General features: G+C 76.1%; 24 protein-coding genes and 1 riboswitch. Of the genes, 16 read left to right on the top strand and 8 right to left on the bottom strand.

Going from position 1 to position 25,006, the window contains the following annotated elements; all coding sequences use genetic code 11:
- Window positions 1-125: 125 nt before the first annotated feature.
- A riboswitch (glycine riboswitch) is annotated at window positions 126-233 on the bottom strand.
- A gap of 197 nt (window positions 234-430) precedes the next feature.
- Genes RDI86_RS09250 through RDI86_RS09240 form a run of 3 tightly spaced genes read left to right on the top strand, consistent with a single transcriptional unit; the run spans window position 431 to window position 4,640 of the window.
- Complete coding sequence (locus tag RDI86_RS09250; RefSeq protein ID WP_308821230.1) at window positions 431-2,329, top strand: ABC transporter ATP-binding protein; 1,899 nt, start codon at window positions 431-433, stop codon at window positions 2,327-2,329.
- Entirely contained in the window at window positions 2,326-4,236 is a 1,911-nt protein-coding gene (locus tag RDI86_RS09245) for an ABC transporter ATP-binding protein (protein ID WP_308821229.1), read from the top strand. Before RDI86_RS09250 ends, RDI86_RS09245 begins: the two co-directional genes overlap by 4 nt.
- Window positions 4,237-4,274: 38 nt before the next feature.
- Window positions 4,275-4,640 (top strand): SdpI family protein, encoded by a 366-nt coding sequence (locus RDI86_RS09240; RefSeq protein ID WP_168945057.1) that lies wholly within the window; start codon window positions 4,275-4,277, stop codon window positions 4,638-4,640.
- A 47-nt stretch (window positions 4,641-4,687) separates the two neighbouring features.
- Here the strand turns inward: RDI86_RS09240 and RDI86_RS09235 are convergent, their stop codons facing one another.
- Entirely contained in the window at window positions 4,688-6,169 is a 1,482-nt protein-coding gene (locus tag RDI86_RS09235; protein ID WP_308821228.1) for a lactate dehydrogenase, read from the bottom strand.
- A 68-nt stretch (window positions 6,170-6,237) separates the two neighbouring features.
- Entirely contained in the window at window positions 6,238-7,155 is a 918-nt protein-coding gene (locus RDI86_RS09230) for a LysR family transcriptional regulator (protein WP_308821227.1), read from the bottom strand.
- A 217-nt stretch (window positions 7,156-7,372) separates the two neighbouring features.
- Between RDI86_RS09230 and RDI86_RS09225 the strand changes: the two genes are divergently transcribed.
- Window positions 7,373-7,741, top strand: coding sequence for a hypothetical protein (locus RDI86_RS09225; RefSeq protein ID WP_128957677.1), 369 nt, complete (start codon window positions 7,373-7,375; stop codon window positions 7,739-7,741).
- Window positions 7,742-7,757: 16 nt separating this feature from the next.
- On the opposite strand, the gene RDI86_RS09220 is transcribed toward RDI86_RS09225, so the two are convergent.
- Window positions 7,758-8,657: an endonuclease/exonuclease/phosphatase family protein gene (locus RDI86_RS09220; protein ID WP_240696545.1), complete on the bottom strand. Its 900-nt coding sequence runs from the start codon at window positions 8,655-8,657 to the stop codon at window positions 7,758-7,760.
- Window positions 8,658-8,752: 95 nt separating this feature from the next.
- Window positions 8,753-9,949, bottom strand: a complete 1,197-nt coding sequence (locus RDI86_RS09215) for a pyridoxal phosphate-dependent aminotransferase (protein WP_076404561.1) — start codon at window positions 9,947-9,949, stop codon at window positions 8,753-8,755.
- Between the two features lie 123 nt (window positions 9,950-10,072).
- On the opposite strand from RDI86_RS09215, the gene RDI86_RS09210 reads away from it, so the two are divergent.
- The 4 genes from RDI86_RS09210 to RDI86_RS09195 all read left to right on the top strand — a co-directional run bounded on the left by RDI86_RS09210 (window position 10,073) and on the right by RDI86_RS09195 (window position 13,390).
- Window positions 10,073-10,711 (top strand): hypothetical protein, encoded by a 639-nt coding sequence (locus RDI86_RS09210; RefSeq protein WP_308821225.1) that lies wholly within the window; start codon window positions 10,073-10,075, stop codon window positions 10,709-10,711.
- Between the two features lie 63 nt (window positions 10,712-10,774).
- Window positions 10,775-11,374, top strand: coding sequence for a DUF1992 domain-containing protein (locus tag RDI86_RS09205; RefSeq protein WP_251177151.1), 600 nt, complete (start codon window positions 10,775-10,777; stop codon window positions 11,372-11,374).
- Between the two features lie 94 nt (window positions 11,375-11,468).
- Complete coding sequence (locus RDI86_RS09200) at window positions 11,469-12,617, top strand: alpha/beta hydrolase (protein ID WP_308821223.1); 1,149 nt, start codon at window positions 11,469-11,471, stop codon at window positions 12,615-12,617.
- A gap of 164 nt (window positions 12,618-12,781) precedes the next feature.
- The gene (locus RDI86_RS09195; protein ID WP_308821222.1) at window positions 12,782-13,390 is read left to right on the top strand and encodes a VanZ family protein; all 609 of its coding nucleotides are present in this window, start codon (window positions 12,782-12,784) and stop codon (window positions 13,388-13,390) included.
- Here RDI86_RS09195 and RDI86_RS09190 read toward each other — a convergent pair.
- Window positions 13,373-13,897: a low molecular weight protein-tyrosine-phosphatase gene (locus RDI86_RS09190; protein WP_228485158.1), complete on the bottom strand. Its 525-nt coding sequence runs from the start codon at window positions 13,895-13,897 to the stop codon at window positions 13,373-13,375. The genes RDI86_RS09195 and RDI86_RS09190 overlap by 18 nt on opposite strands.
- An 86-nt stretch (window positions 13,898-13,983) precedes the next feature.
- On the opposite strand from RDI86_RS09190, the gene RDI86_RS09185 reads away from it, so the two are divergent.
- Entirely contained in the window at window positions 13,984-14,892 is a 909-nt protein-coding gene (locus RDI86_RS09185; RefSeq protein WP_205688577.1) for an SDR family oxidoreductase, read from the top strand.
- Window positions 14,893-15,352: 460 nt separating this feature from the next.
- Here RDI86_RS09185 and RDI86_RS09180 read toward each other — a convergent pair whose 3' ends face one another.
- Window positions 15,353-16,867, bottom strand: a complete 1,515-nt coding sequence (locus tag RDI86_RS09180; RefSeq protein ID WP_308821221.1) for an MFS transporter — start codon at window positions 16,865-16,867, stop codon at window positions 15,353-15,355.
- Window positions 16,868-16,995: 128 nt separating this feature from the next.
- Between RDI86_RS09180 and RDI86_RS09175 the strand changes: the two genes are divergently transcribed.
- Window positions 16,996-17,469, top strand: coding sequence for a helix-turn-helix domain-containing protein (locus RDI86_RS09175; protein WP_009862943.1), 474 nt, complete (start codon window positions 16,996-16,998; stop codon window positions 17,467-17,469).
- Between the two features lie 30 nt (window positions 17,470-17,499).
- Here RDI86_RS09175 and RDI86_RS09170 read toward each other — a convergent pair whose 3' ends face one another.
- Window positions 17,500-18,348 carry a methyltransferase domain-containing protein gene (locus RDI86_RS09170; protein ID WP_308821220.1) on the bottom strand — a complete coding sequence of 283 codons (849 nt, stop codon included), beginning with the start codon at window positions 18,346-18,348 and terminating at the stop codon, window positions 17,500-17,502.
- Between the two features lie 194 nt (window positions 18,349-18,542).
- Here RDI86_RS09170 and RDI86_RS09165 point away from each other — a divergent pair, with 194 nt between their 5' ends.
- The 3 genes from RDI86_RS09165 to RDI86_RS09155 are packed head-to-tail and all read left to right on the top strand — an operon-like array spanning window position 18,543 to window position 21,096.
- Window positions 18,543-19,547, top strand: coding sequence for a hypothetical protein (locus tag RDI86_RS09165; protein WP_137281383.1), 1,005 nt, complete (start codon window positions 18,543-18,545; stop codon window positions 19,545-19,547).
- Window positions 19,544-20,359: a hypothetical protein gene (locus RDI86_RS09160; RefSeq protein ID WP_308821219.1), complete on the top strand. Its 816-nt coding sequence runs from the start codon at window positions 19,544-19,546 to the stop codon at window positions 20,357-20,359. The genes RDI86_RS09165 and RDI86_RS09160 overlap by 4 nt, the downstream gene beginning before the upstream one ends.
- Window positions 20,356-21,096, top strand: coding sequence for a hypothetical protein (locus RDI86_RS09155; RefSeq protein WP_076404149.1), 741 nt, complete (start codon window positions 20,356-20,358; stop codon window positions 21,094-21,096). Before RDI86_RS09160 ends, RDI86_RS09155 begins: the two co-directional genes overlap by 4 nt.
- Window positions 21,097-21,131: 35 nt before the next feature.
- Here the strand turns inward: RDI86_RS09155 and idi are convergent, their stop codons facing one another.
- Window positions 21,132-21,728 carry an isopentenyl-diphosphate Delta-isomerase gene (idi, locus tag RDI86_RS09150; protein WP_051027835.1) on the bottom strand — a complete coding sequence of 199 codons (597 nt, stop codon included), beginning with the start codon at window positions 21,726-21,728 and terminating at the stop codon, window positions 21,132-21,134.
- A gap of 183 nt (window positions 21,729-21,911) precedes the next feature.
- Between idi and RDI86_RS09145 the strand changes: the two genes are divergently transcribed.
- The 3 genes from RDI86_RS09145 (at window position 21,912) to RDI86_RS09135 (ending at window position 24,987) form a co-directional block, all read left to right on the top strand.
- A complete protein-coding gene (locus tag RDI86_RS09145) occupies window positions 21,912-23,000 on the top strand; it encodes an iron chelate uptake ABC transporter family permease subunit (RefSeq protein ID WP_076404150.1) in 1,089 nt (362 codons plus the stop codon).
- On the top strand, window positions 22,997-24,088 hold the full coding sequence (gene fepG, locus RDI86_RS09140) for an iron-enterobactin ABC transporter permease (RefSeq protein WP_228485153.1): 1,092 nt from the start codon (window positions 22,997-22,999) through the stop codon (window positions 24,086-24,088). Before RDI86_RS09145 ends, fepG begins: the two co-directional genes overlap by 4 nt.
- A 116-nt stretch (window positions 24,089-24,204) precedes the next feature.
- Entirely contained in the window at window positions 24,205-24,987 is a 783-nt protein-coding gene (locus tag RDI86_RS09135) for an ABC transporter ATP-binding protein (RefSeq protein WP_076404566.1), read from the top strand.
- Window positions 24,988-25,006: the final 19 nt, after the last annotated feature.

Here is a 25,006-nt window from a genome sequence, read left to right as displayed (position 1 = left end):
CACGCGTCGACCTGAGAGTTTTGCCGGTCCGCCGTGCCGCGAGGGCCGGGGCGCGCCGACTTGCACCGTCGGTGGGCCGAGGTCGCCGGGGGCCCGACGAGCGCACGACCGCTTTCCAGAGTTGCCTCGCCTCGACGGTACGTGGGCCTGAGAGATTCCCGGGGAGGACTTGCTCCTTCGGCGCCGGCGCCCGGTCCGGGGACCGTGCTGCCGAGCTCTCCCGTCGAGGTTCGGGCGGCAGTACTGCAGTTGTGCGCACGATCCTACCGGGGTCGTGCCGCCCGGGCGGGCGGGGGTCGAGACCGACGTCGGTCCCCACGTCCGCAGCAATGCCCGGGGTGGGCGTGCTCGTCCTGGGGATAAAAACTACGGACCCCTCACAATCTCCGCTACGGTCGCCCGACGTGCGACGACGCGAGCGGGGAGGGTCATGAGCGAGGACCGGCACGAGGGGCGACCACCGCTGCGGCACCGGGTACGGCGCTGGACGACGATGTGGGGCCTGCTGCGGCATGCGGGACTGCCGATCGTCGCGGCCGGCCTGGCGCTCAGCCTGCTGCTCGCGGTGCTGCCGCTCGCGACGATCGTGCTCCTGGGCCGGGTGCTGTTCCTGCTCCCGGACGTCACGTCCCGCCCCGGCGGCTGGGGCGAGCTGCTGGGCGTGCTCGGGCTGGCGGTCGCCGCGCTCGTCGTGCAGCAAGGGCTCGCGCCGTTCCAGGCGGGCGTGGTCGAGACGATCGGTCGCCGCGTCGACCAGCGCTGCATCGACCGCCTGCTCACGGCGGCGCTGTCCGACGCCCCGCTGGCCCTCCTCGACGACCCGGAGGTGCTCGACGTCGTGGCCGACGCGCGCGCCGCGTTCGCGCGCCAGTCCCGCAGCCCGGGCGACGCGGCGTCGGCGCTCGTCCCGCTCGTGGGTCGGTACGTCCAGCTCGTCGGCGCGTCGGTGCTCGTCGCGGTCGTCGTGTCACCGCTGGCCGGTGCGCTGATCCTCGCCACGGCCCTCGCGATCCGGACCGGCGTGCGCGGCACGCTCGGCCGGTTCGGCCCGGTGTGGGACTCGCTCGCGCCCCTGCGGCGCCGCCAGTCCTACCTGCGCGACCTCGCGACCACGCCGTCGATCACCAAGGAGGTCCGCCTCCTGGGCCTGCTGCCGTGGCTGCGCGGGCGCCTGCACGACGACACGATGGCGTTCCTCGAGCCGCAGTGGGCGAGCAGCCGGCGGCTCCAGCTCTGGCCGTTCGTCGGGTTCTCGGCGATCGGCCTCGTCGGGGGCGCGGCGGTGCTCGTGCTGGTCGCGCTCGACGCCGCGACGCTCGACCTCTTCGCGCTCGGCGTCGCCCTCCAGGCCGTGCTCATCCCCATGCGCTTCGGGGTGTACTTCCCGGAGTGCGACGTGCAGACCCAGTTCGGCCTGCAGTCGTTCGACGCGCTGGCCCGGTTCGAGGAGCGGCTCGCGTCGGGCGACGCACCCGAGGCGGCGGACGGCGACCGGGCCGTCCCGCGGGGGGTCATCCGCTTCGAGGACGTGTGGTTCCGTTACCGCGACGACGCCGCGTGGGTCCTGCGCGGCCTCGACGTCGAGCTCGTGCCCGGCACGTCGACGGCGATCGTCGGGCTCAACGGGGCGGGCAAGACGACGACGATCAAGCTCCTCGCGCGCCTGTACGAGCCGACCCGCGGCCGCATCACGGTGGACGGCGTCGACGTGCGCGACCTGCCGCTCGACGCGTGGCGCGCGCGCCTCGCGCTGATCTTCCAGGACTACGTGCGGCTCGAGCTCCCGGCGGCGGACAACGTCGCGCTCGGCGCGCCCGCGCTGCGCGACGACGACGCCCGGCTGCGCGAGGCCGTCGCCGCGGCCGGGGCGGACGCCGTCGTGGCAGGGCTCGGCGACGGCCTCGGCACCGTGCTCTCCGGCGGGTACGCCGGCGGGCGGGACCTGTCCGGCGGGCAGTGGCAGCGGATCGCCCTGGCCCGAGCCCTGCTCGCCGTCTCCGGCGGTGCGGACGTGCTCGTCCTCGACGAGCCGACGGCGCAGCTCGACGTCCGCGCGGAGGCCGAGTTCTTCGAGCGGTTCCTCGCGCAGGGTGCGGTCGACGCCGTCGCGGCCGGGCGCCCGGTCACGTCGGTCGTCATCTCGCACCGCTTCTCGACCGTGCGACCCGCGGACCGCATCGTCGTCGTCGCGGAGGGGCGCGTCGTCGAGCAGGGCACGCACGACGAGCTCCTCGCCCTCGACGGCCGGTACGCGGAGCTGTTCCTCCTCCAGGCGCGCCGCTTCCGCACCGACCCGCTGCCGACCCCCACCGCCGGAGGTGCCCTGTGAGGCGCGTCGTCCTCGCCGCCCGGTTCATGCTCGCCCACGGCTGGGCGACGGACCGGCGCCGCCTGCTCGTCGCGATCGTCCTCATGACGGTCGGGTACCTCTCGGCGCCGCTCGTGGGCGTGGGCCTCGGGATGTTCACCGACGCCGCGGTCGACGCGGACACGGCGCGCGCGGTGGGGCTGGCAGGCGCGCTCGCGGTGCTGCTCGTGGCCGAGCTGATGATGAGCCACTTCGCCCACCTGTCGTACTTCGAGCTCGCCGACCTCCAGCAGCTCGCGCTCGTGGACGAGGTCGCCGGGCTCACCCACGGCTCGGCGAGCCTCGCCGAGCTGGAGGACCCCGAGCGCGTGCGCCTGCTCACCTCGGTGACGGAGGGCCTCCAGCGCGTCCGGATGGCGCTGGAGGGCACGCTCCAGCTGGGCGGTATGACGCTCCAGGTCCTGGTCACCACGGTCATCCTCGGCGTGGTCGAGCCGTGGCTGCTCCTGCTCCCGCTCGCGGCGCTGCCGCCCGTGTGGCTCGCGGACCGGGCGCAGCGGCTCCTCGACCGCGCGCGCGACGACGCCGCCGACGACGTGCGCCTCTCCCGGCACCTCGTCACCGCGGGCACGACCGGCTCGTCGGCCAAGGAGATCCGGCTGTTCGGCGCGCGCGGCCTCGTCGCGGACCGCCAGCGGACCGCGTGGGACCGCACGACCGCGAGCCTGTGGAGCGCCCACCGCCGGTCGGCGCTGCTGCGCGCCGCGGGTCAGGTGTGGTTCGCGCTCGCGTACGGCGCGGCGGTCCTCGTCGTGCTGCGGGGCGCCGCGTCGGGGACGGCCGCGATCGGCCAGGTCGTGCTCGTGGTGACGCTCGCGATCCAGGTCAGCACGCAGGTCGCGGGCGCGCTCGCGCTCTTCGGCTCGCTCCAGGGCGCCGGACGGACGGTCGAGCAGCTCACCGAGCTGCGCGCCACGACCGGGACGGCGGGGCCACGGCCCGGGACCCCGGGGAGCGCTGAGGTCGGCACGACCGACGAGGCGGGGGCCGCCGTCCGGCGAGGCGAGGCGGCGCGAACGAGCGAGGCCGCGCCGGTGAGCGATGCCGCGGAGACGGACGAGGCCGCCGTGGAGCGCGCGATCCCCGCCCGGCTCGCGCACGGTCTGCGCCTGGAGGGCGTCACGTTCGCCTACCCGGGCGCGGACCGGCCCGTGCTCGACGGCGTCACGCTCGACCTGCCCGCGGGCGCCACGGTCGCGCTCGTCGGCGAGAACGGTGCGGGCAAGACGACGCTGGTGAAGCTCCTGTGCGGGCTGTACCGCCCGACGTCGGGCCGCGTCCTGGCCGACGGCGTCGACCTCGCCGCCGTCGCGCCCGACGCGTGGCAGTCCCGGGTCGCGACGCTGTTCCAGGACTTCGCACGCCTCGAGCTCACGCTGCGCGAGGACGTCGGCGTCGGCCGCGTGGCCGCGCTGCACGACGACAGCGCGCTGTGGACCGCGATCGACGAGGCCCGCGCCCGCCCGATCGTCGAGCGCTCGCCCGACGGCCTCGACCAGATCCTCGGCACGGCGTACGCGGACGGCACCCAGCTCTCCGGCGGGCAGTGGCAGACGCTCGCGCTGGCCCGCACGCTCCTGCGCGAGGACCCGCTCCTGCTCGCCCTCGACGAGCCCGCGTCCGCGCTCGACGCGACGGCGGAGCACGCGCTGTTCGAGCGGTTCACGGAGACGGCGCGCCGCGCGGGGACGACCTCGGGCGGCGTCACGCTGTTCGTCTCCCACCGCTTCTCCACGGTGCGCGACGCGGACCTCATCGTCGTGCTCGACGGCGGCCGGGTCGCCGAGCTCGGCGCCCACGACGACCTCGTCGCCGCCGGCGGGCCGTACGCGGAGATGTACGCGCTCCAGGCGCACGCCTACCGGTAGCCCGGCACGGGCGCGCGCCGCCGTGACAGGGTGGGCACGTGCACCCCGACACCGTGGCCGATCTCGTGCTCCTGCTCGTCCTCGCCGGAGCGGGTCTCCTGCTCGTCTGGTGCGCCCGCGCCACGGCCTCCGGACGGATCGGGCGCAACCAGGTCGCGGGCATCCGCACCGCGACGACGCTCGCGAGCGACGATGCCTGGCGCACCGCCCACCGCGCGGCCCGCCCGCTGAGCGAGGCGGCGGGCTGGGCGCTCGTCGCGGCCGCCCCGGTGCTCCTCCTGGTCGACGACGCCGCGGGCCTCGTCGTCGTGCTGGTCGCGACCGGTCTGGCGCTCGCGCTCACGGTGGGAGGGCTCGTCGTCGGGACGCGGGCCGTGCGCCGCGAGGTGCGTCCTCGCCGCTGACCCGGTGGCGCCTCGCGCACGGTCGGCCCCGCGAGCCCGGCCGTCGTTCAGCCCGGCGTCCCGCGCCGGGAGGAGTCGCCCGCGGGCTCCACGACGACGGAACGCACCGTCGCGAGCCGCCGGACCGCGCGCTCCAGGGCGCGCGTGCGGCGGGGGGTCGCCCTGAACGACACGATGATCCGCCCCGCCCGGCCGTCGCCGTCGACCGGCCCGGTCGCGAGCGAGTCGAAGCTCACGCCGCGCGTCGAGAAGACCCCGGTGAGCGCGGTGAGCGTGCCCGGCTGGTCGAGGCCGTGCACGGTCGCGACCCAGTCGCGCTCCGCGCCGACCGGGGCCGGCGCACGCACTGCGCCCGCCGCACCGGTCGAGTCGGGGACGACCGCCGCCCCGCCCGGCGAGCCCGCCCCGCCCTGCGAACCCGCCGCGCCCGCCGCACGGCCCGCGTCCGGCACCGCGCTCGCCGAGATCAGGCGATCGATCCCCTCGGCCGCCTGCACGAGCCGTCGCGCCTCGTCGTCGGGCAGCTCGTCGAGCAGGACGCGCGTCCACCCGCCCGGGCCGAGCACGACCGGGACGCCGAGGACGCCGCGCGACGGCACGCCGTCGGCCGGGGCGAGCCGTCCGTCGAGCTCGCCGTCGAGCGCGACCTGCCCCGCGACGACGATCTCGCGGCCGTCGAGGATCACCTCGAGGAGGTCGACGGTCGCGCTCGCGGTGCCCGCAGGGGTCTTGGCGCCGGACTGGTGCGTCATCCAGGGCCGCGTGACGAGCCGCAGGTCGGCGGGCCAGGTGTCGATGAGCTCGAACGCGGCACCCATGTCCTGGCTCGCGACGCGCGCGAGCTCGTCCTTCGCCGCGGCGATCTCGCCCGGCAGCGCGTCGAGGGTGCGGCCGCGGCGCAGCGCGGCGACGGCGCGCGCCCGCTCGTCGGCGTCGAGCCCGCTCACCCGGACGGTCGACCAGAGCGGGACGGCGTCCTCGCCGTGCTGGCCCCCGACGAACCCGCCGACGCGGTGCCGCCGCACGCCCAGCTCGACAGCGATCTCGCGCCGGAACCGCAGCGTGTCGAGCCAGGCCCCCATGCCGAGCACGCGGTGCCGCCCGAGCCGTTCCGCCATGACCGCGACGCCGAGCTCGACGGGGTTGGTCACGACGATCACGACCTCGTGCCCCGAGCCGTGCCGCGCGATCGCGTCCGCGTACTCGGCGAGCACCGCGCCGTTGGTCGCGGCGAGCGCGCGCCGGTCGGGGTCGGCGCCCGTCCGGGCCGGGGGAGTGAGGCCGGCGGCGACGACGATGACGTCGGCGGTGACGTCGTCGGGCGAGTGCGCGACGTCGAGGAGCGGCGCGTGCTCGTCGTACGCGTCGACGAGGTCGGCGCGCAGCCCGTGCACGGCCCGCCCCGACGCCCCGCCGGCCCGGCCGACGAGCTGGAGCCGCGCCGTCGGCGGGAGCACCCGCCGCTCGACGATCTGCGTGCACACCTGCCGGCCGACGTCGCCCGTCGCCCCCACCACCGCTACGTCCACCCCGGCAGGCTACGACGCCCCGCGACGACGCGGACCTCCCAGTGGCCCCCGGGATGGGGACCCCGGCGTCAGGCGAACGCGATGTCGCCCGCGGCGGCGACCATCTCGTCGAGCACGGCGGAGACCACGGGGCGCGGCTCGTGCCGGGTCGCGCGGTGGCGCGCGACGAGGCGGCGCGAGCCGAGGCCGGGCAGCCCGACGACCGTGACGCCGTCGGGCACCTCGTCCGACGCGCCGCCCTCCACGGCGAGCGCCGGGAGCATCGCGACGCCGAGCCCGGCGGCGACGAGCGAGAGCGCGACGTCGAAGTCGTAGTAGTTGTGCCGCGTGCGCAGGGTCCCGCCGAGCCCCCGGGCCAGCCGCCGGAGCGCACGGGCGGCGGCGGTGCCGGGCTCCGGTCCCAGCCAGACGGCGTCGCGCACGTCGTCGAGGCGCGCGGGCGTCGGCATGCCCGCGGGGACGACGAGCCGCCACGGCTCGTCGAGCAGGACGATCTCGCGCGTGCCGCGCGGGGCGGGGGAGTCGGCCTCGTAGTCGCGCTCGAGGAGCACGACGTCGAGCTCGCCCGCGCGCAGCAGCCGCAGCGCCTCGGTGGGCTCGCGCTCCTGCACGTCGAGCTCGATCCCCGGCGCGGTCTCGGCGAGCCTCCCGGCGACGGGTGCGACGACGGCGCGGATCGCCGTCTGGAAGGAGCCGACGGCGACGCGCCCGCTCACCTCGTCGCCGAGCGCGGCCAGCGCCTTGCGGGCCTCGACGAGCTCGGTCTCGATGCGCTCGGCGGTCTCGGCGAGCACGCGACCGGCCGGGGTGAGGGTCACGCCGCGCGGTCCACGGTCGAGCACGACGACCCCCTCCTCGGCCTCGAGCCGCTGGATCTGCTGGGAGACCGCGGACGGGGTGACGTGCAGGAGATCCGCTGCCGCGAGGATGCCTCCGCCCCGGTGCACGGCAAGGAGGAAACCAAGTCTGCGTGGGTCCGTCGCCATGTAGAGATGCTAAACGGCCGGTGCAGAATCCTTCGATTGTGCTGAACCTCGGAAGGCCTCACACTTGTCGTGGCGCCGGTCGGTTACCTCCTCCTCCTTACGGGTCGGCGCCCGAGCTTCGCACCACCCGCGCCACCAGCCATCGGCCCGGAGCGCACAGCCACCGCAGCGTCGCGGTACCCCCCCTCCACCCCTTCTTCGTCACCGGAGTACCGCTGTGCCCGTCACCCTCGACGCGATCGTCATGTTCCTCGGCTGGATCGGTGCCGCCGCCGGCGTCGTCGCCTACGCGATGGTCAGCCGTGGCCGCTGGGCGCCGTCGTCCGCCCCGTTCCAGCTGACCAACCTCACCGCCGCAGGTCTCATGGGCATGGTCGCCGCCGCGAACGGCGTGTGGCCGTCCGTCGCCGCGAACCTCGTGTGGGTCCTCATCGGCGCCCAGGCGATCGTCGTCATCGTGCGGGCGCGTCGTGCGCGCCGTCGCACGCTCGCCGAGGCCGCCGGGATCACGGCGGCCGCCTCCGCACCGGCCGCCGTGCGCGCCGACGGCGACCCCGCTCCCCAGGAGGTCGGGCTCGCGGCCTGACCGCCCCCGGCCCCGCTCAGCGCGAGGCGCCCGGCGCGGGCTCCAGGACGACGTCCACGACGACCGCGCGGTGGTCGGACAGCCCCGTGTCGACGGCCGTGGCGGGCCCGAGGGCCCGGACGGTCGGGCCGCCGGGCAGGCCGTCGGCGAGCACGTGGTCGATCTGCCGCACGGGCCGGTCGACGGGGTGCGTGAGCACGTCGGCGAGCGACGTGAACCCGGTGATCTCCGCGGGCTCGGGCGCGCGCAGGTTGAGGTCGCCCAGCAGCACGAGCGGGCGGGGGAGCGGCGCGCAGGCCCCCGTGAAGGACCGGAGCTGGTCCGCGGTGAACTCGGGTCGCGACGTCGTGTGCGCCGTCACGACGGTGAGCGGCCCCCACGGCGTGCGGACGGCGGCGGCGAGCGCGGCGCGCGGCTCGTCGGGCACCACCCGGAACGGGAGCAGGCGGGCGGCCCCCGTCGCGGCACCCGGCCGTCGCCGTCGGACGCGCGACCGCCACGGCATCCGGTCGAGCTCGAGGCGCGCCCACCGCTCGACGGGGAACCTGCTGACGAGCCCGATCCCGTACGACGCGACGCCGGGGACGCGCCGCACGCCCGACCCCGGCCGGCCCGCGCGCACCCACGCACCGGAGACGCCGCGCAGCGTGGGGGACAGGTGCCGGTGCTCGGCGCGCAGCGCCTCCGCCGCGACGGCGACGAGGTCGGCGCGGTGCGAGCGGGGCGAGTCGCGCTCGACCTCCTGGAGCGCGAGCACGTCGGCGTCGAGGTAGGCGACGGCGCGCGCGAACCGCTCGACGTCGACCGTCCCGTCGAGCGCGGCGCCGTGCAGCGTGTTGAAGGTCGCGAGACGGAGGGCGCCTTCCGGTCGCGGGGGCAGCGGTCCGTGGGTCAGGTCACGGGAGTCGTGGGGCACCGGACGATCCTCGCGCGGGCCACGGACCGTCGCGACCAGGGCGGGTTCCCCGCCCGGTACCGGGGACGCCGCAGGGGCGGCGCGCCCCGGGCCCGTCAGAGGGTGCGGCGCCAGGCGGCGATGCGCTCGACCGCCTCGGCGACCGTGCTCGGCGCCGCGGCGAACGACAGCCGGACCCAGTCCCCGCCGCGGACGCCGTCGAAGTCCGTGCCGGGGGTGAGCGCGACGCCCGCCTCGGCGAGCAGGCGCGCGCACCACGTCACGGAGTCCAGGCCGTCCCCGGACACGTCGGCGTAGACGTAGAACGCGCCGTCGGCGGGCGCGACCCGCGACCACCCGAGGTCGTCGAGCCGGGACAGCACGAGCTCGCGCGACGCCGCGTACCGCGCGACGTTCTCGGCCGCGGCGGCATACCCCTCGGGGGAGAACGCGGCGACGCCCGCGTGCTGCGCGAGCGCGGGCGGCGACAGCGCGACGTTCCCGGCGAGCGCGTCGACCGGCCCGACGAGCTCGTCCGGCAGCACGAGCCACCCGAGGCGCCACCCGGTCATCGCCCAGTACTTCGAGAACGAGTTGACGACGACCGCGCCGTCGGGCACGTACCGCGCCGCCGTCGGCAGCGCCGCGGCCGGACGCTCCGCGCCGTCGCCGTCGCCGTCGCCGTAGACGATGCCGTGGTAGATCTCGTCGCTCACGAGCCGCACGTCGTGGTCGGCGCACCACGCCGCGACGGCGTCGAGCTCGGCGGGCAGGATCATCGTCCCCGTCGGGTTCGCGGGGCTCGCGACGACGAGCCCGTCGAGGCCGCCGTCGTAGTACGCCTCCATGAGCTGCGACACCGTTGGCTGGTAGCGCGTCTCCGGGCCGCAGTCGAGCTCGACGACCTCGCAGCCCAGCGCGCGCAGGATGTTCTTGTACGCGGGGTAGCCGGGGCGGGCGAGCGCGACGCGGTCGCCGACGTCGAACGCCGCGAGGAACGCGAGGAGGAACCCGCCGGACGACCCGGTGGTCACCGCGACCCGCGCCGGGTCGATCTCGACGCCGTACCAGCGGTCGTAGTGCTCGGCGATCGCGCGCCGCAGCGCGGGGACCCCGAGCGACTCGGTGTAGCCGAGGTCGCCGTGCTCGAGCAGCTCGATCGCCCGGCGCCGCACGACGTCCGACGCCCCGGTCGACGGCTCGCCCGCGCAGAGGTTGAGGACGGACGCGCCGGCGTCGCGCAGGCGGTTCGCCTCGGCGAGGACCTCCATCACGGCGAACGGCGGCACGTGGGAGCGGCGTGAGACCTTCATCGACCCGGGCATGAGCCCATCATGCCCGGGGTCATCCGTTCGGCGGACGCCGGCCGGCCCCGCGCGGAGGTGTCGGTCGTCCGGGCGACGCGCCGCACCGCGCGCCCGGGGTCGGATGAGGCCATGACGACCGACGACGCCTGGCGCGACGGCCCCGAGGACCGGAAGGACGACCGCAGCGGCCACGGCGACCATGGCGACCGACGCGACGGCGCCGCGACCTTCCGGCCCGTGCGCGGGTGGGCCGTGCTGTGGCGGAGCGCGTTCGGGCTCCGGCACGGCGGCCACGAGTACGTCGTGGCCGTGGACTTCCTCGACTGGGACGAGCGCATCCGCCTGTACCGGGACGGCCGGCTCGTCGACGAGCAGCGCTCGCGCGCCCGCTTCGACCTCGGGGGCGCGACGCTGGAGGCGAGGATGAGCACCTACGGGATGCGGTACGTGCGCGTCGTCGACGCGGTCGGCACCGTGCACGACGTCCCGCCGCTGCCCGGGACCGCGGAGGCGTGGCGCGACCGCATGGACCGCGAGCGCCCGACGGCGAGCCGCGCCGTGGGCGTGACGGCGTGGGTCGTGCTCGCGGTCGCGCTCCTCACGCAGGTGCCGCAGCTGCTCGAGCTGGCGTCGCAGTTCACCGGCTGGACGCCGCCGTTCGTGCCGGACCTCCCGGGCCCGGTGAACACGGTCCTCACGGTCGGCGGCGTGCTGGCCGCCCTCGACCGGGCCCTGCGCCGCCGGTACCACCCGCTCCTCGACGGCTGATGTCCGCTCGTCCGGCCGGACCGGGGCTGCCTACGCTGGGCGGAGACGACGAGGGAGGTGCTCGTGTTCCGACGACGTTCCCGCACCCCGGACGACGACCCCGTCCGGCGGGCCGCGCAGTACCGGGTCGAGCGGGAGGCCGCGCGCGAGGCCGCGGAGCGGGAGGTGCCCGACGACGACCCCGCCCGCCGCGAGCCGCCGGGCGGGGCGGGCACGCACGGCGCCGTCGAGGCGCGCGACGACGACGCCCCAGTCGGGGGTCCGCGCCGTGTACGACCCGAGGACCGCGCGATGTACGTCGACATGGTGATCGACCAGGCCGTCCGCCGCGGGGAGTTCGACGACCTCCCCCTCGCGGGCAAGCCGATCCCCGGGCTCACGGGCACGCACGACCCGGACTGGTGGCTCAAGGCGGTCATCGAGCGCGAGCAGCTCACCGGTCTCGGGCCGCCGGCGATGCTCCTCAAGACCGAGGACCGCGAGCTCGACGACCGCCTCGACCGCGAGCTCGACGAGCAGGCCGTGCGCGAGATCCTCGCGGACTTCAACGCGCGCGTCGTCGACGCCCGCCGCCAGCTGCTCGGCGGGCCGCCCGTCGTGACCCCGACGCGCGACGTCGAGCACGAGGTCGCGCGCTGGCGCGCCCGCCGCGCCGACCGTTGACCACCGGACCGGCCCGACCGGACCCGACCCCGCCCGACCGGTCCGCGACCCGCCGGGCGGGCGGTCGTCGTCGGGCCCGCCTAGGGTCGGCCGCATGGCGGACTGGCAGCCCGACGTCCTGGGCGACGACTACGAGCAGCTCACGCTGCCGCTCGCGCCCGACGAGGAGGGCGACGTCGTCGCGACGCTCGTGCGGCGCCGGCGCCCCGGGCCCGACCCGTACCTCGACGTGCTGTACGTGCACGGCTGGTCCGACTACTTCTTCCAGACCGAGCTCGCCGACTTCTGGGAGGCGCACGGCGCGCGGTTCCACGCGCTCGACCTGCGCAAGTACGGCCGCAGCCTGCGGCCAGGCCAGACGCCCGGGTTCGTCGCCGACCTCGCGACGTACGACGAGGACATCGAGGCCGCGCTCGTCGCGATGGGCCACCGGGGCGACGGGCGGTCCCCGCGCGAGGTCGTGCTCATGGGCCACTCGACCGGCGGCCTCACGCTGAGCCTGTGGCTCGCGCGCCACCCCGGGCGTGCGGCGGCGCTCGTCCTCAACAGCCCGTGGCTGGAGTTCCAGACGCGCGAGGTCGGCCGTCTCCTGCTCGAGCCCGTGATCGGCGCGCGCGCCCGGCTCACGCCCACGCGCCCGCTGCCCAACGTCGACCTCGGCTTCTACACGCGCTCCGTGAGCAAGGAGTTCGACGGCGAGTGGTCCTACGACCTCGCCTGGCGCCCGCAGCACGGCTTCCGGACGACGCCCGCGTGGCTGTCCGCCGTCTTCCGCGGGCAGCAGACGGTCGCACGCGGGCTCGGGATCGGCGCCCCGGTGCTCGTGCTGCTCTCGGCCCGGAGCACGCTGCTGCCCCGCTGGTCGCCCGAGATGATGCGCACGGACACCGCGATCGACGTGGACGGCGTCGCGCAACGCTCGGTCCAGCTCGGCGACCTCGTCACGGTCGCGCGCCTCGACGGCGCCCTGCACGACGTCGTCCTCTCCGCCCGGCCCGTGCGCGCGCTCGCCTACGGGCGGGTCGCGCAGTGGGTCGGGGCATACCTGCCGCGGCCCGCGCCCGTCACCCCGCCCGTGCCCGACGCCGTCGCCCCCTCTCCCCGCGGCGCGCCGCGCGCGACGGGCGGCGTGGGCCGCGCGCTCGGCCGGCTCGGTGCCACGGTGCGTCACGCGGGACGGTCCGTCGCGCGGTCCGTGGGCACCGCCGTCGGGACGCTGCGCGGGCGGACCCGCCGCCGGTGACGCTCGACGACACCCGATGACACCTCGGGCGGCGCGCCCCGGTCCACCCGCAGGGGGAGGGCGCCGCGGCCGGGGTCGCACCGTCGGGGGATCTCCCGGGTGGCGGGGCACCGCTACCGTCGGCGACGTCGTGCGTGGCGTCGTCAGCTGAAGGAGCGGTTCGAGTGTTTCGCGAGGTCCCCGTCCTCCCCGTCGTCGTCCCGCTGGGGGCGGTGGTCCTCGGGCTGCTGCTGTGGCGCCTGCACCGGTCCGGTCGTCTCACGCTGCCGCGGGCCGCCGTCGCGCTCGCGCTCGCCGTCTACGCGGCCGGGGTCGTGGCGAACACGGTGTTCCCGATCTTCCTCGACAAGCCGGCGAGCAGCGCCGCGTGGGACGCCCACCTGGTCCTCGTGCCCCTCGTGGACTACGAGGCCGCCGACGCGGTGATGAACGTCCTCGTGTTCGTGCCGCTGGGCATGCTCCTGCCGCTCCTCCTGGCGCGGCCGTCGTGGTGGCGCGTCGTGCTCACGGCAGCGGCCTTCAGTCTCGCGATCGAGGTCACCCAGTACGTCACCTCGCACCTGCTGGGTGGCGGCCACGTCGCGGACGCCAGCGACCTGCTCTTCAACGTCGTGGGCGGCGCGCTCGGCCTCGGGCTGTTCACCGTGCTGTGCCGCGTCCCCGCGCTCGACGCGTTCTTCGACCGCTTCCGCTGGTCCACTCCGCCGCGGCCGCGCGGGTCGCGCGCCGGCGGGACGGACGCCCGTCGCGCGCGCTCAGCCGTCGAGCTCTGAGCGCACGAGGTCCACGATCCCGTCGGCCGCGGCCTCGACCTCGGCGAGGCAGTCCTCGAAGTCCTGCTGCCCGCCGTACCAGGGGTCGGCGATGTCGAGCACGTGCTCGGACCCGCCCGGCTCGACGCGCGGCGCCGCCGGGTCGAACGAGCGGTACAGGCGCACCGGCGCCGACGCGTCGAGGCGCCGCAGCGCCCGCGCGTGCTGGGCGGTCATCGCGAGCACGAGGTCGCGCGCGGCGAGGTCGCCCGCGCGCACCTGACGCGCCCGGTGCGTCCCGTCGACGACGTACCCGTGCTCGGCCAGGACGGCCCGGGCGCGGCGGTCGATCGGGTTCCCCCGCTCCTCGTCGCTGATCCCGGTCGAGTCCACCACGACGCGGTCGCCGAGCCCGGCCGCCTCGAAGCGGTCGCGCAGCACCACCTCGGCCATGGGGGAGCGGCAGATGTTGCCGGTGCAGACGGTCATGACGCGGTAGGGCCCGGGGCGGGTCTCGGCACTGGACATGGCCCCATTCTGCGCGAGGAGGGCGTTCCCCTCCCGTCCGGGGCGGTCGTCGGGCGGCCCGTGACCAGGGCGCCTACCGTGAGGAGATGATGATCGGGGCGGGGTCGGGACGGGTCGCCGTGACGGGCGCGAGCGGTCTCCTGGGGTCGAAGCTCGCGTTCCGGCTCGCCGCCGAAGGCGCGCCGCAGCGCCTCGTGGTGCGCGACGCCGCCCGCGCGCCCAGCCTGGGCGACGACCCGCTGCCGGAGTCGGACGTCGCCGTCGTCGCCGGGTACACGGACACGCGCGGCATGGTCGAGGCGTTCACCGGCGTGGACACGGTCCTGCTCGTGTCCGCGCGCGAGGACGTCGACCGCGTCGCGCAGCACCGCGCAGCCGTGGACGCGGCCGTCGCGGCGGGCGTCCACCGCATCGTCTACGTGTCGTTCGTCGGCGCCGCCCCCGACGCCGTGTTCACGTTCGCGCGCGACCACTGGCGCACCGAGGAGTACATCCGCGCGACGGGCGTGCGGCACACGTTCCTGCGCGACAACCTCTACCACCGCGGGCTCGCGCTCATGGTGGGAGACGACGGCGTGATCCGCGGCCCCGCGGGCGACGGACGCGTGGCGTCGGTGTCGCACGACGACATCGCCGACGTCGCGACCGTCGTGCTGCTCGACGCCGACGCGCACCGCCACGACGGCGTCACCTACGACGTCACGGGCCCCGAGGCGCTCACGCTCGCCGAGGTCGCTGCCGAGCTGTCGTCGGCCACGGGCCGCGACATCACGTACCACCCGGAGACCGTCGACGAGGCGTACGCGTCGCGGGACCGGTACGGGGCGCCGCGGTTCGAGGTGGACGGCTGGGTGTCGTCGTACACGGCGATCGCCGCGGGCGAGCTCGCGCACGTGAGCGACACGGTCCCGCGGCTCGTCGAGCGGCCCGCGCAGTCGTTCGCCGCGTGGCTCGACGACTACCCCGAGGAGTGGGCGCACCTGCGCCCCGCCTGACCCGCGTCGAGCGCGCGGCGTCGGCCCGCGCGTCGCCTGGTCGACCCTCGCAGGACCGACCGGGCGAGCCGGCGGCCCGTTCCCCGGCGGTTCCACGCCGTGGGCGAAAACCCCTGGCGTGGCCGCGGGAGGCGGACGTACCGTCGTCGTACACGCGAAAGGAGGTGGTCCTGGAAGTGAAGATTCTTCGGACTCGTGAGGTGGTTGCGCGCTAGTCGTCGCGCAACCGATCCAGCAACGGACCGGATGCGGTGAGCCCGTGAACCGGGCGGGGTCTCCCGAGGGGAGCCCCCGGCGGCGAGCGAGTACCACGCAACCACCGGAGCCCGCGGGTGTCGTGCCCTCGTCCAGCACGACAGGAGGAACCCTCCAGCCCGCGGGCTTCTTGCTGCCCGCACCCCGACGCTGAGTGCATGAAACAGTCGCGTCCGGGACGCCAGGACGCGACTGTTTCATGCACTCAGCGGGTGGCGGGGGCCGGTCGTGCGGTCTCGGTGGTCGAGGACTCGACGGCGGGACCGGCCGGCCCGACGGCGGCCCGGCGGCGCGGTGCCCCCATCGCCACGGCCGCGAGGGCGAACGCCGCGACGGGGACCCACAGCGCGGTGTGGAAGGCGGCGAGGCCCGCGTCCGGTCCCGTCGCGTCCCCGAGGGCGAGGACGCTGACCGCCGTCGCGGCCGAGATGCCGATCGCCGCACCGAGCTGGAACGACGTGTTGAGCACACCGCCCGCGACGCCCTGCTCGGCGTCGGTCACGCCCGTCGTCGCCGCGATGGCGATCGGCCCGTAGACCAGCGCGAACGCGACCCCGACGAGCGCCAGCGACGGGACCATGACGGCGTACGCCCAGTCGAGCCCCGACCCGAGGAACCACGCCGCGGCGAGCGTGCCGGCGACCAGGCCCCCGACGATGACGCGCGGCACCCCGAACCGCTCCACGAGGCGCGGCGTGAGGACGGGCGCCAGCACGACGTCGATCGCCATGAGGAGCATCGCGAGCCCGGTCTGGAGCGGCGTCCAGCCGCGCAGCTCCTGGAGGTACAGCGTGAGGAGCACCTGGAAGCCGTAGAACCCGCCCGCGAAGAGCACGGCCGTGACGTTCGCCCGCCCGAGCTCGACCGACCGGAAGAGCCGCAGCGGCAGCAACGGGTGCGGGGCACGTCGCTGCCGGACGACGAACCCCACCAGCAGCGCCGCGCCGCCCCCGAGCGCGGCGACCGTCCACGCGAGCCCGTCGCCCGGGTGCTCGAGGCGCACGATGCCGACGGCGAGCAGGACCATGGCGGTCGTCGCCAGGACGGCACCGAGGACGTCGAGCGCGCCGCGGACGCGCGTCGTCGTGTCACGCGGGACCGTGACCAGGGCGAGCGCGAGCAGCACGACGGCGACGAGCACCGGGGCGAAGAAGACCCACCGCCAGTGGACCGCCGCCAGCAGACCGCCGACGACGAGCCCGAGCGAGAAGCCCGCCGCCCCCGCGGCCCCGTAGACGACGAGCGCGCGGTTGCGGCGCGGCCCCTCCGCGAACGACGTCGTGATGAGCGACATCCCGGCGGGCGTGAGGAAGCCGGCCGCCACGCCCGTGACGAAGCGCGACAGGAGGAGCATCCAGCCGTCGGTCGCGAACCCGCCGAGCCCGGAGAACACGAGGAAGACGAGCAGCCAGACGACGAACATGCGGCGTCGGCCGTAGAGGTCGGCCGCGCGTCCGCCGAGGAGCATGAACCCGCCGTACCCGACGACGTAGGCGGTCACGACCCCGCCGAGCTCGCCGGTCGCGAGGCCGAGGTCGGCGCGGATGCCCGGGAGTGCGACGGAGAGCATCGCGATGTCGCTGCCCTCGAGGAAGATCGCCCCGCACAGCACGAGGAGAAGACCCCAGTCCCGGAGGCTGAACCGCGCGGCCTCCCGCGCGGCCTCGCGGCCGGCCTCCCGGATGCTCGCACCGCTGCGGCTCGTCGTCCCGTCGCCCATGGACGTCCCCTGTCGTCGTGAGCACCCTTCGGCACCCGGTTACCTCTTGATACCGAACCCATCGTGGGTCAGGATCAGGAGGCATGGAAGACGGCACATCACGCCCACCTGGTATCACCGCGGATACCGTGGCGGCGCGCCCTCGACCGGCGGGCGCGGCCGACCACGCCGCGACGGAGGAGGTGTGCGACCCGCGACCGCCGTCACGCTGGGAGAGCGACGCCGACGTCTGGCAGTGGGACGCCCGCGAGGACTGCGAGGTGCGGCAGATCCTCGACCGCATCGCCGACAAGTGGTCGCTGCTCGCCATCGCGCTGCTCGACCGGCGCGTCATGCGCTTCACCGAGCTGAAGCGCGAGATCGACGGGATCAGCCAGCGCATGCTGTCGCGCACGCTGCGTCAGCTCGAGCGCGACGGCATCGTCGAGCGCACGGTCTACCCGACCGTCCCGCCGCGCGTCGACTACGCGCTCACCGAGATGGGGCGCTCGCTCCACGCGACGACCAAGGCGCTCGTCGTCTGGACCGAGGCGCACCAGGAGCGCATCGCGGCGGCCCGCAGCGCCTACGACGAGCGCGAGGCGGAGCTCCGGGACCTGTGACCCGGTCCGCGCGGCGGGGCGGCGCGGGCGTCAGAAGGGCTTGCGCGCGACGACGAGGAAGCGCGGCGCCTCGTCGACGAACTCGTGGCCCGCGGCGAGGTGCAGGTGCAGGGCGCGCAGCGGCGCCTCGTAGCGCGCGACCGCCTCGGGCGAGAGCGATGCGAGCTCCGGCACCTGCCAGGCCATGAGCCGCAGGTACCAGAGCAGGGCGGCCAGGTCGCGGAACCGGCGCAGGCCCTCGTGCTCGCGCGCGGCGTCGACCACGAAGCCGGCCTCGCGGAGCACCTCGACCGCGGCGTCGAGCGTGACGGAGTCCGGGTCCCACGCCGGCTCGGAGCCGAGCGCGGTGCTCAGGCGCACGCCGTCGCGCGAGTCGGCCTGCTGCGTGAGGAACACGCCGCCCGGCTCCAGCACGCGGAGCACCTCGTCCGGGTCGAACTCCTCGTGCCGGTCGAGGACGACCGCGAACTGGCCGTCGAAGAACGGCAGGAGCTGCTCGTCGTCGCCCTCCACGGGCCGCACCTCGACCCCGAGGGGCTCGAGCCGCCGTCGGGCCACCGGGAGGTTGGGGGCCCAGCCCTCGGTCGCCGCGGAGCCCGCGGGGAACGGGCCGAGCGTGGAGAGGAGCTCGCCGCCGCCCGTGCCGAGGTCGAGCACCGGCCCGCGCCCGCTCGCGACGAGCTCGCGCGCGAGCGCGACGTAGTCCCACGGCAGCGGGTCCTCGACGACGCGGCCCGCCACGGGGGAGAGGTCGGACCCGACGACCGGGACCGCGCGGGCCCACGCGACGTGCTCCTCGAACGAGGCGTCCCGGGCGGGCACCGGCGCCTCGCTCGCGCGCTCGGGGGTGGCGGGGGTGTCGGGTACCGCGTCAGGCATGGGTCGATTGTCACCCGCCCGGGCGCCGGAGCCGAACGCGAGCGGTGCGCGGGCGCGGGCGCGCCGCGACCCGACGGGGAGGACTCCCCATCGCCCGCACGACGGCACGCACGGTAGCCTCCCGGTGCCCGCCTCGCGCGTCCCGGACACCGGGTGCCGGCGGGCCGGACGACCGACGAGGGGACGGGAACGACGTGAGCGGTATGTGGGGCGCGGACGTCAACGAGCTGCGGAGGCTCGCGCAGTCGCTGCGGTCCGCCTCCGACCAGCTCGTGAGCACGACGTCCGAGGTCAGCGGCCTCGTGGAGGCGGCGGGCCGCTGGCAGGGCGGCGACGCCGACCAGTTCCGCAGCGAGTGGACCGGCACGTCCGTCGCGCTGCTGCGCGGCGTGAGCCAGACGCTCTCCGAGGCGTCGCAGGCCGTCCTGCGCCACGCCGACCAGCAGTTCGCGACGAGCACCGAGGGCGGGTCCATCCCGTCCCCGGGCGTCCCCGGGCCCGGCGTGCCGACCGGCCCCGGCGGCGGCCCTCCCGGCGCGGGCGACCCGCTCGACGGCTCGATCTGGGACGTCGGCGACACCGCGCTGTCCGCGTGGGGCGCCGGGAGCGGCGCGTGGATCGCGTACCGCACCTTCCTCGCCGCGCGCGGCTTCCTCGACGCGAGCCGGCTCGCGGCGCTGTCGCCCGCGGCGGCGAGCGCCCTGCAGCTCACGCGCGGGATGGCGGTCGGGGACGCGCTGAGCGTGCTCGGGCGGGCCACGACGTTCTCCCGGTTCATGGGCTTCGCGGGCGGCGCGGCCGGCGTGGTCGGCGGCATCAACCAGATCGTCAACACCCAGTACGACGGCGTGCGCGGCGGCGTCGACCGGGGCATGGGCGTCCTGTCCGTGATCGGCGGCGCGGGCACCATGGCGATCGCAGCGGGGCTCCTCACCAACCCGGTCGGCATCGCGGTCGTCGCGGGCGCGGCGGCGGTCGCGGGCGTCTGGGCGCTCGGCAACCTCGTCTACGACAACTGGGACTCGATCACGGGGTTCTTCTCGGACCCGGGCCCGTACCTCGCGGACGGCTGGAACGACGTCACGAGCTTCGTCGGGGACGCGGCCGATACCATCGGCGACGTCGCGTCCGACGTCGGTGACGCGATCGGCGACGGGCTCTCCGCCGCCGGCGACTTCATCGGAGGCCTCTTCTCGTGACCCAGCAGCCGACCATGCAGTGGTCCGCGGCCGACATCGCGGCCGCCGAGCAGACGCTCGCGCGCACGGCGCCCGGTGAGGTGACGCACGTCGTCACGCTCACGGACGAGGAGGTCGCGATCCTCGACGGGCTCCAGAACCCGCAGCTCGTCCCGCTGCCCTGGCTCGACGCGCAGGAGGGCGCGGACCGCACGCTCGTGGGGCGCGTAGCCCTGCGGTCGCTGCTCGCGCGGGGTCTCGTGGTGCCGTCCGACGAGGAGCGCCCGCGCGGGCCGGGCGGCGAGCCGCAGGTCGGGATCGACGCGGTCCCCGAGGTGACGGGCCCGCTCGTGCTGCGGCGTACGGCGTCGGCCATCCTCTCCGCGGACCGCACGACGGCGCTCGGCAAGCACTGGGTGTACGTCTACCTGCACGACGAGGACCGGGTGCTCGAGGAGGAGGTCGGGCCGAGCGGCCACCACTCCTTCAGCGTCTACCCGCTCGCCGAGCTCGCGGGGCGCCTCGCGGTGTTCCTCGACCCCGCGGCGAAGGCCGTGCTCGACGGCCGCGCCCGCACCTTCACGACCGAGCAGTTCGCCGCGGAGGCCCGCACGTCGCCCGAGCTCTCCGGAGCGGTCGCCGTCACGGTGCTCGGCGCGGTGCGCGCGGGCTCGGACACCCTCGTCCGGGTGAGCGTCTACGCGACGCCGGACGGCGTGTACGTCGTGCGCGGCGGCGAGCACGACGCCGACGGCGCGCCCGTCACGCTCGAGCTGTCGGAGGTCGGGCCAGCGACGCTGCGCCGCCTCCCCGCCGAGCTGCTCGGCCGATGACGGCCGCGCCGACCGGCGACCGCGCGACGCGCAAGGTGCGCCACTGGGCCGACGCGTCGCGCCTCGGCCGCCTGCGGCACGTCGAGGCCGCGACGCCGAACGGCCCCGCGTGGGCCGTGGTCCTCGTGCTCGTGCTGCTCGCGCCGGTGGCCAGCCTCGCCGACGGCGAGGTCGTCGCCGCGGCCGTCCTGCTCGTGGCCGTCGCCGCCGTGCTCGGCGTCCTGCTGTGGTTCCTGGGCTCGGAGAAGCTGCTCGTGCTCGACGGCGGCATCGTCGTGGGCTCGTTCGCACCGTTCCTGCGCCCGACGGTCATCCCGTGGTCGGGGATCGACCCCCGCACGGTGTCCGCCGTCGTGGGCAACCAGCGCACGATCGGGCTCCTCATGGCCGACCGCGGCGTGAGCGGCGCGTCCCGCACGGTGCTCTGGTCGCGCCGGCCGGTCACGTTCCTGGCGGTGTCGCCGGTCGTCGCGCGGCACGCGTGGGCGCAGGGCCAGCCCGTCGACCTCGCGACCGCCCCCGGCTTCGACCTGTGGGTCTTCTCGACGCGGCGGCCGTCCCGGCAGGCGCCCCTGGTGCACGCGCTCGCCGCCGCGATGCACGACGCGCGGGTCCCCGGCGCCGACGCGGTCCTCCCGCACGCGCTCCCGCCGCGGCGGCTGCGCTCGACCGCCGAGGACGCCGACCACCTGGGCATCCCCGAGCGGTTCCGCCGCCCGCAGCTCCGGCGCGTCTGAATCCTCGCTCCTGCCCGGTCGCGGGCCGGGCGCGGTCAGGCGGAGGCGGGCCCGAAGGCCGCGGCGAGGGGCGCCGTCGGGCCGTCGCCGGCCGTGCTCGCGCCGCCCAGCGCACCGACCTGGAGCACCATCCACGGGCTGAACGCCCACGGCGTGGCGGCGACCCCGCGCGCGACGTCCCGCGGGTCCGCCCAGGCGAGCTCCATCACCTCGTCGGGGTTCGCCTCGACCGGGCCCGCAGCACGGGCGGCGTAGACGGGGCAGATCTCGTTCTCCACGACGCCCGACGCGTCGACGGCCCGGTAGCGGAACCCGGGGACGGCGACCTCCAGGTCCGCGATCTCGAGCCCGAGCTCGTGCCGCGCGTGGCGGAGGATCGACTCCTCGGTGGACTCCGTCCAGCGCGGGTGCCCGCAGAACGAGTTGGTCCACACGCCGGGCCACGTGCGCTTCGCGAGGGCGCGCCGCGTGAGGAGCAGGCGGCCCGCGTCGTCGAGCACGTAGCAGGAGAAGGCGAGGTGCAGGGGCGTCTCGGTCGTGTGGACCGCGGCGCGCTCGAAGGTGCCGGTCCGGCGACCCTGGTCGTCGACGGTGACGACGTGGTCGGCGGCGACGGGGACGTGCGAGGTCATGCGGCCACTCTCGCACACGCCGCTCGCGGACCGGCAACCCCCTCCGGCACCGACGGTGAGCGGGGTCACTCCAGCGGGTTCGTGGACGATCTTGCCGGACCCTCCGGGGCGTGAATTAAGGTGAGGGTAACCTCACTCGTGTTGACCCGCCGGGCCGAGCGCCCCCGAGCAGATCCGAGCACCATGACCTCGCCCGCGACCGCCGCCACGACGGCCGACGTCCCCGGCGGCACGGCACCGGCCGACCCCGCCGACCGCCCGGCCGGGGTCGCCCGCACGAACGCGGGGCGCAGCCTCGGGCTCGTCGTCGCCCTCGCGGTCCTCGTGCTCGCGGTCGTGCTGAGCCTCGTCGTCGGCTCGAAGCCGGTCCCGCTCGGCACGGTCTGGGACGCCCTCACCGGCTACGACGGCTCGGGCGACCACGTGATCATCCGCGACCTGCGCCTCCCGCGAACGATCGTCGGGCTGCTCGTCGGCACCGCGCTCGGCGTCTCGGGCGCCCTCATCCAGGCCATGACGCGCAACCCCCTGGCCGACCCGGGCATCCTCGGGGTCAACGCGGGCGCCGCGTTCGCCGTCGTGCTCGCCGTCGCGTTCCTCGGGCTCACCGACATCGGGTCGTTCATCTGGTTCGCGTTCGCGGGCGCCGTCGTCGCGACCGTCGCGGTGTACGCCATCGGGTCGCAGGGCCGCGGGGGAGCGACGCCCGTGCGGCTCACCCTCGCGGGCGTCGCGCTGGGCGCGGTGCTCGGCGGCGTCTCGCAGGGCATCACCCTGCTCGACCCGGCGGCGTTCGACCGCATGCGCTTCTGGGGCGCCGGCTCGCTCGCGGGCCGCACGATGGAGATGGCGGGGACGATCGCCCCGTTCGTCGTGATCGGGCTCGTCATCGCGCTCGTCGTCGCGCGCCCGCTCAACACCGTCGCGCTCGGCGACGACCTCGCGAGCTCGCTCGGGGCGCACGTCGGGCGCACGCGCGTGCTCGTCGGCGTCGCCGTCATGCTCCTGTGCGGCGCGGCGACGGCCGCGGCCGGGCCCATCGCGTTCGTCGGCCTCATGGTGCCGCACGTCGCGCGGTGGACGGTCGGCCCGGACCAGCGCTGGATCCTCCCGTACTCGGCGGTGCTCGCGCCCGTCCTGCTGCTCGTGTCCGACGTCGTCGGCCGGGTCGTCGTCATGCCGGGCGAGCTCCAGGTCGGGATCGTCACGGCGTTCGTCGGTGCCCCGGTCCTCATCGCGCTCGTGCGCCGCTCGAAGGCGAGCGGGCTGTGAGCGCCCCGGTGCAGGACCGTCTCCCGGCCGGGGCGCCCGGTCCGGACCGGCGCGTCGACTTCGGCCGCCCGACGCGCGTCGTGCGCGGCCGGGGCGTGAGCCTGCGGCTCGACCTGCGCACGCTCGCGGTGTGCGGGGCGCTCCTGCTCGTCGCGCTGGCCGTCGGCGTGGTCGCGCTCACCACCGGCGACTACCCGCTCACCGTGCCGCAGGTGCTCCAGGCGCTCGTCGGCGCGGCCGACGGCCCGGTGCACATGGTCGTCGTCGAGTGGCGCCTCCCGCGCGCGCTCATGGCGCTCGTGCTCGGCGCGGCGCTCGGCGCGAGCGGCGCCATCTTCCAGTCGCTCACGCGCAACCCGCTCGGCAGCCCCGACGTCATCGGCTTCAACACGGGCGCGTACACCGGGGCGCTCGTCGTCATCATGCTGCTCGGCGGCGGGTACGTCGGCGTCGCGGCGGGCGCGCTCGTCGGCGGGATCGTCACCGCCGGGGTCGTGTACGTCCTCGCCTACCGGCGCGGCGTGCAGGGGTTCCGCCTCATCATCGTCGGCATCGCGGTGTCGGCGATGCTCGCGTCCGCCAACCAGTGGCTCATCGTCAAGGCCGACCTCGAGACGGCGATGGCCGCCGCCGTGTGGGGCGCGGGGTCGCTCAACGGCATGACGTGGGCGCAGGCGGTCCCCGCGTGCGTGCTCGCCGCGCTCCTGGCCCTGCCGCTCGTGTGGCTCGCCCCCCGCATGGGCCTGCTCGAGCTCGGGGACGACGCCGCGGCCGCCCTGGGCCTGCGCAGCGAGCGGGTGCGGCTCGCGCTCGTCGTCCTCGGCGTCGCGCTCACCGCGCTCGTCACCGCCGCGGCCGGGCCGATCGCGTTCGTCGCGCTCGCCGCGCCCCAGCTCGCGCGCCGCCTCACGGGCAGCGCAGGCGTGCGCATCCTGCCCGCCGCGTGCATGGGCGCGGTGCTCCTGGCCGCGAGCGACCTCGTCGCGCAGCGCGCGTTCGCCCCGACCCAGCTCCCCGTCGGCGTCGTCACCGTGAGCGTCGGCGGCGCCTACCTCGTCTGGCTCCTCGTCCGCGAGGCCCGCAAGTGACCCCGACCCCGCAGACCGGAAGGACCCCGGTGGCACCCACCCAGCTCGCGGACGCCCCGCACGACGCGGCCGCGCCCGGCACGGCCGGCCGGCCCGCGGCCCCCGCCGCCGACCGCCTGCACGCCGACGGCATCACCGTCGGCTACGACGACCGCGTTATCTCCTCGGGGCTCGACGTGACGATCCCCGACGGCTCGTTCACGGTGATCGTCGGGCCGAACGCGTGCGGCAAGTCGACGCTGCTGCGGGCGCTGTCGCGCCTGCTCAAGCCGTCGCAGGGCGAGGTCGTGCTCGACGGCCGCTCCATCTCGTCCATCCCCGCCAAGGAGGTCGCGCGCCGCCTCGGCCTCCTGCCGCAGTCGTCGATCGCGCCGGAGGGGATCACCGTCGCGGACCTCGTCGCGCGCGGGCGCTACCCGCACCAGAAGCTCCTGCGCCAGTGGTCGCGCGAGGACGAGGCGGCCGTGGTCGCCGCGCTCGCCGCGACCGGCACCACGGACCTCTCGGGCCGGCTCGTCGACGAGCTGTCCGGCGGCCAGCGCCAGCGCGTGTGGGTCGCGATGGTCCTCGCGCAGGAGACGCCCCTCCTCCTGCTCGACGAGCCGACGACGTTCCTCGACATCGCCCACCAGATCGAGCTGCTCGAGCTGTGCGCCGACCTCAACCGGGACCGCGGGCACACGCTCGTCGCCGTCCTGCACGACCTCAACCACGCGTGCCGCTACGCGACCCACCTCATCGCCATGAGGGACGGCGCGATCGTCGCCGAGGGCGCGCCGGGCGACGTCGTCACGGCCGAGCTCGTGGAGGACGTGTTCGGCCTCCCGTGCCGCATCATCGCCGACCCCGTGACGGGCACCCCGCTCGTCGTGCCCGAGGGCCGGCCCCGCCGCGCCTGACGCGGCCCCGTTCTCCCGG

Source organism: Cellulosimicrobium sp. XJ-DQ-B-000, from assembly GCF_031119065.1.
In the GTDB taxonomy this organism is placed as follows: domain Bacteria; phylum Actinomycetota; class Actinomycetes; order Actinomycetales; family Cellulomonadaceae; genus Cellulosimicrobium; species Cellulosimicrobium funkei.
The sequence above is the reverse complement of the archived record's forward strand: the minus strand, read 5'-3'. Positions and strand labels throughout refer to the sequence as shown.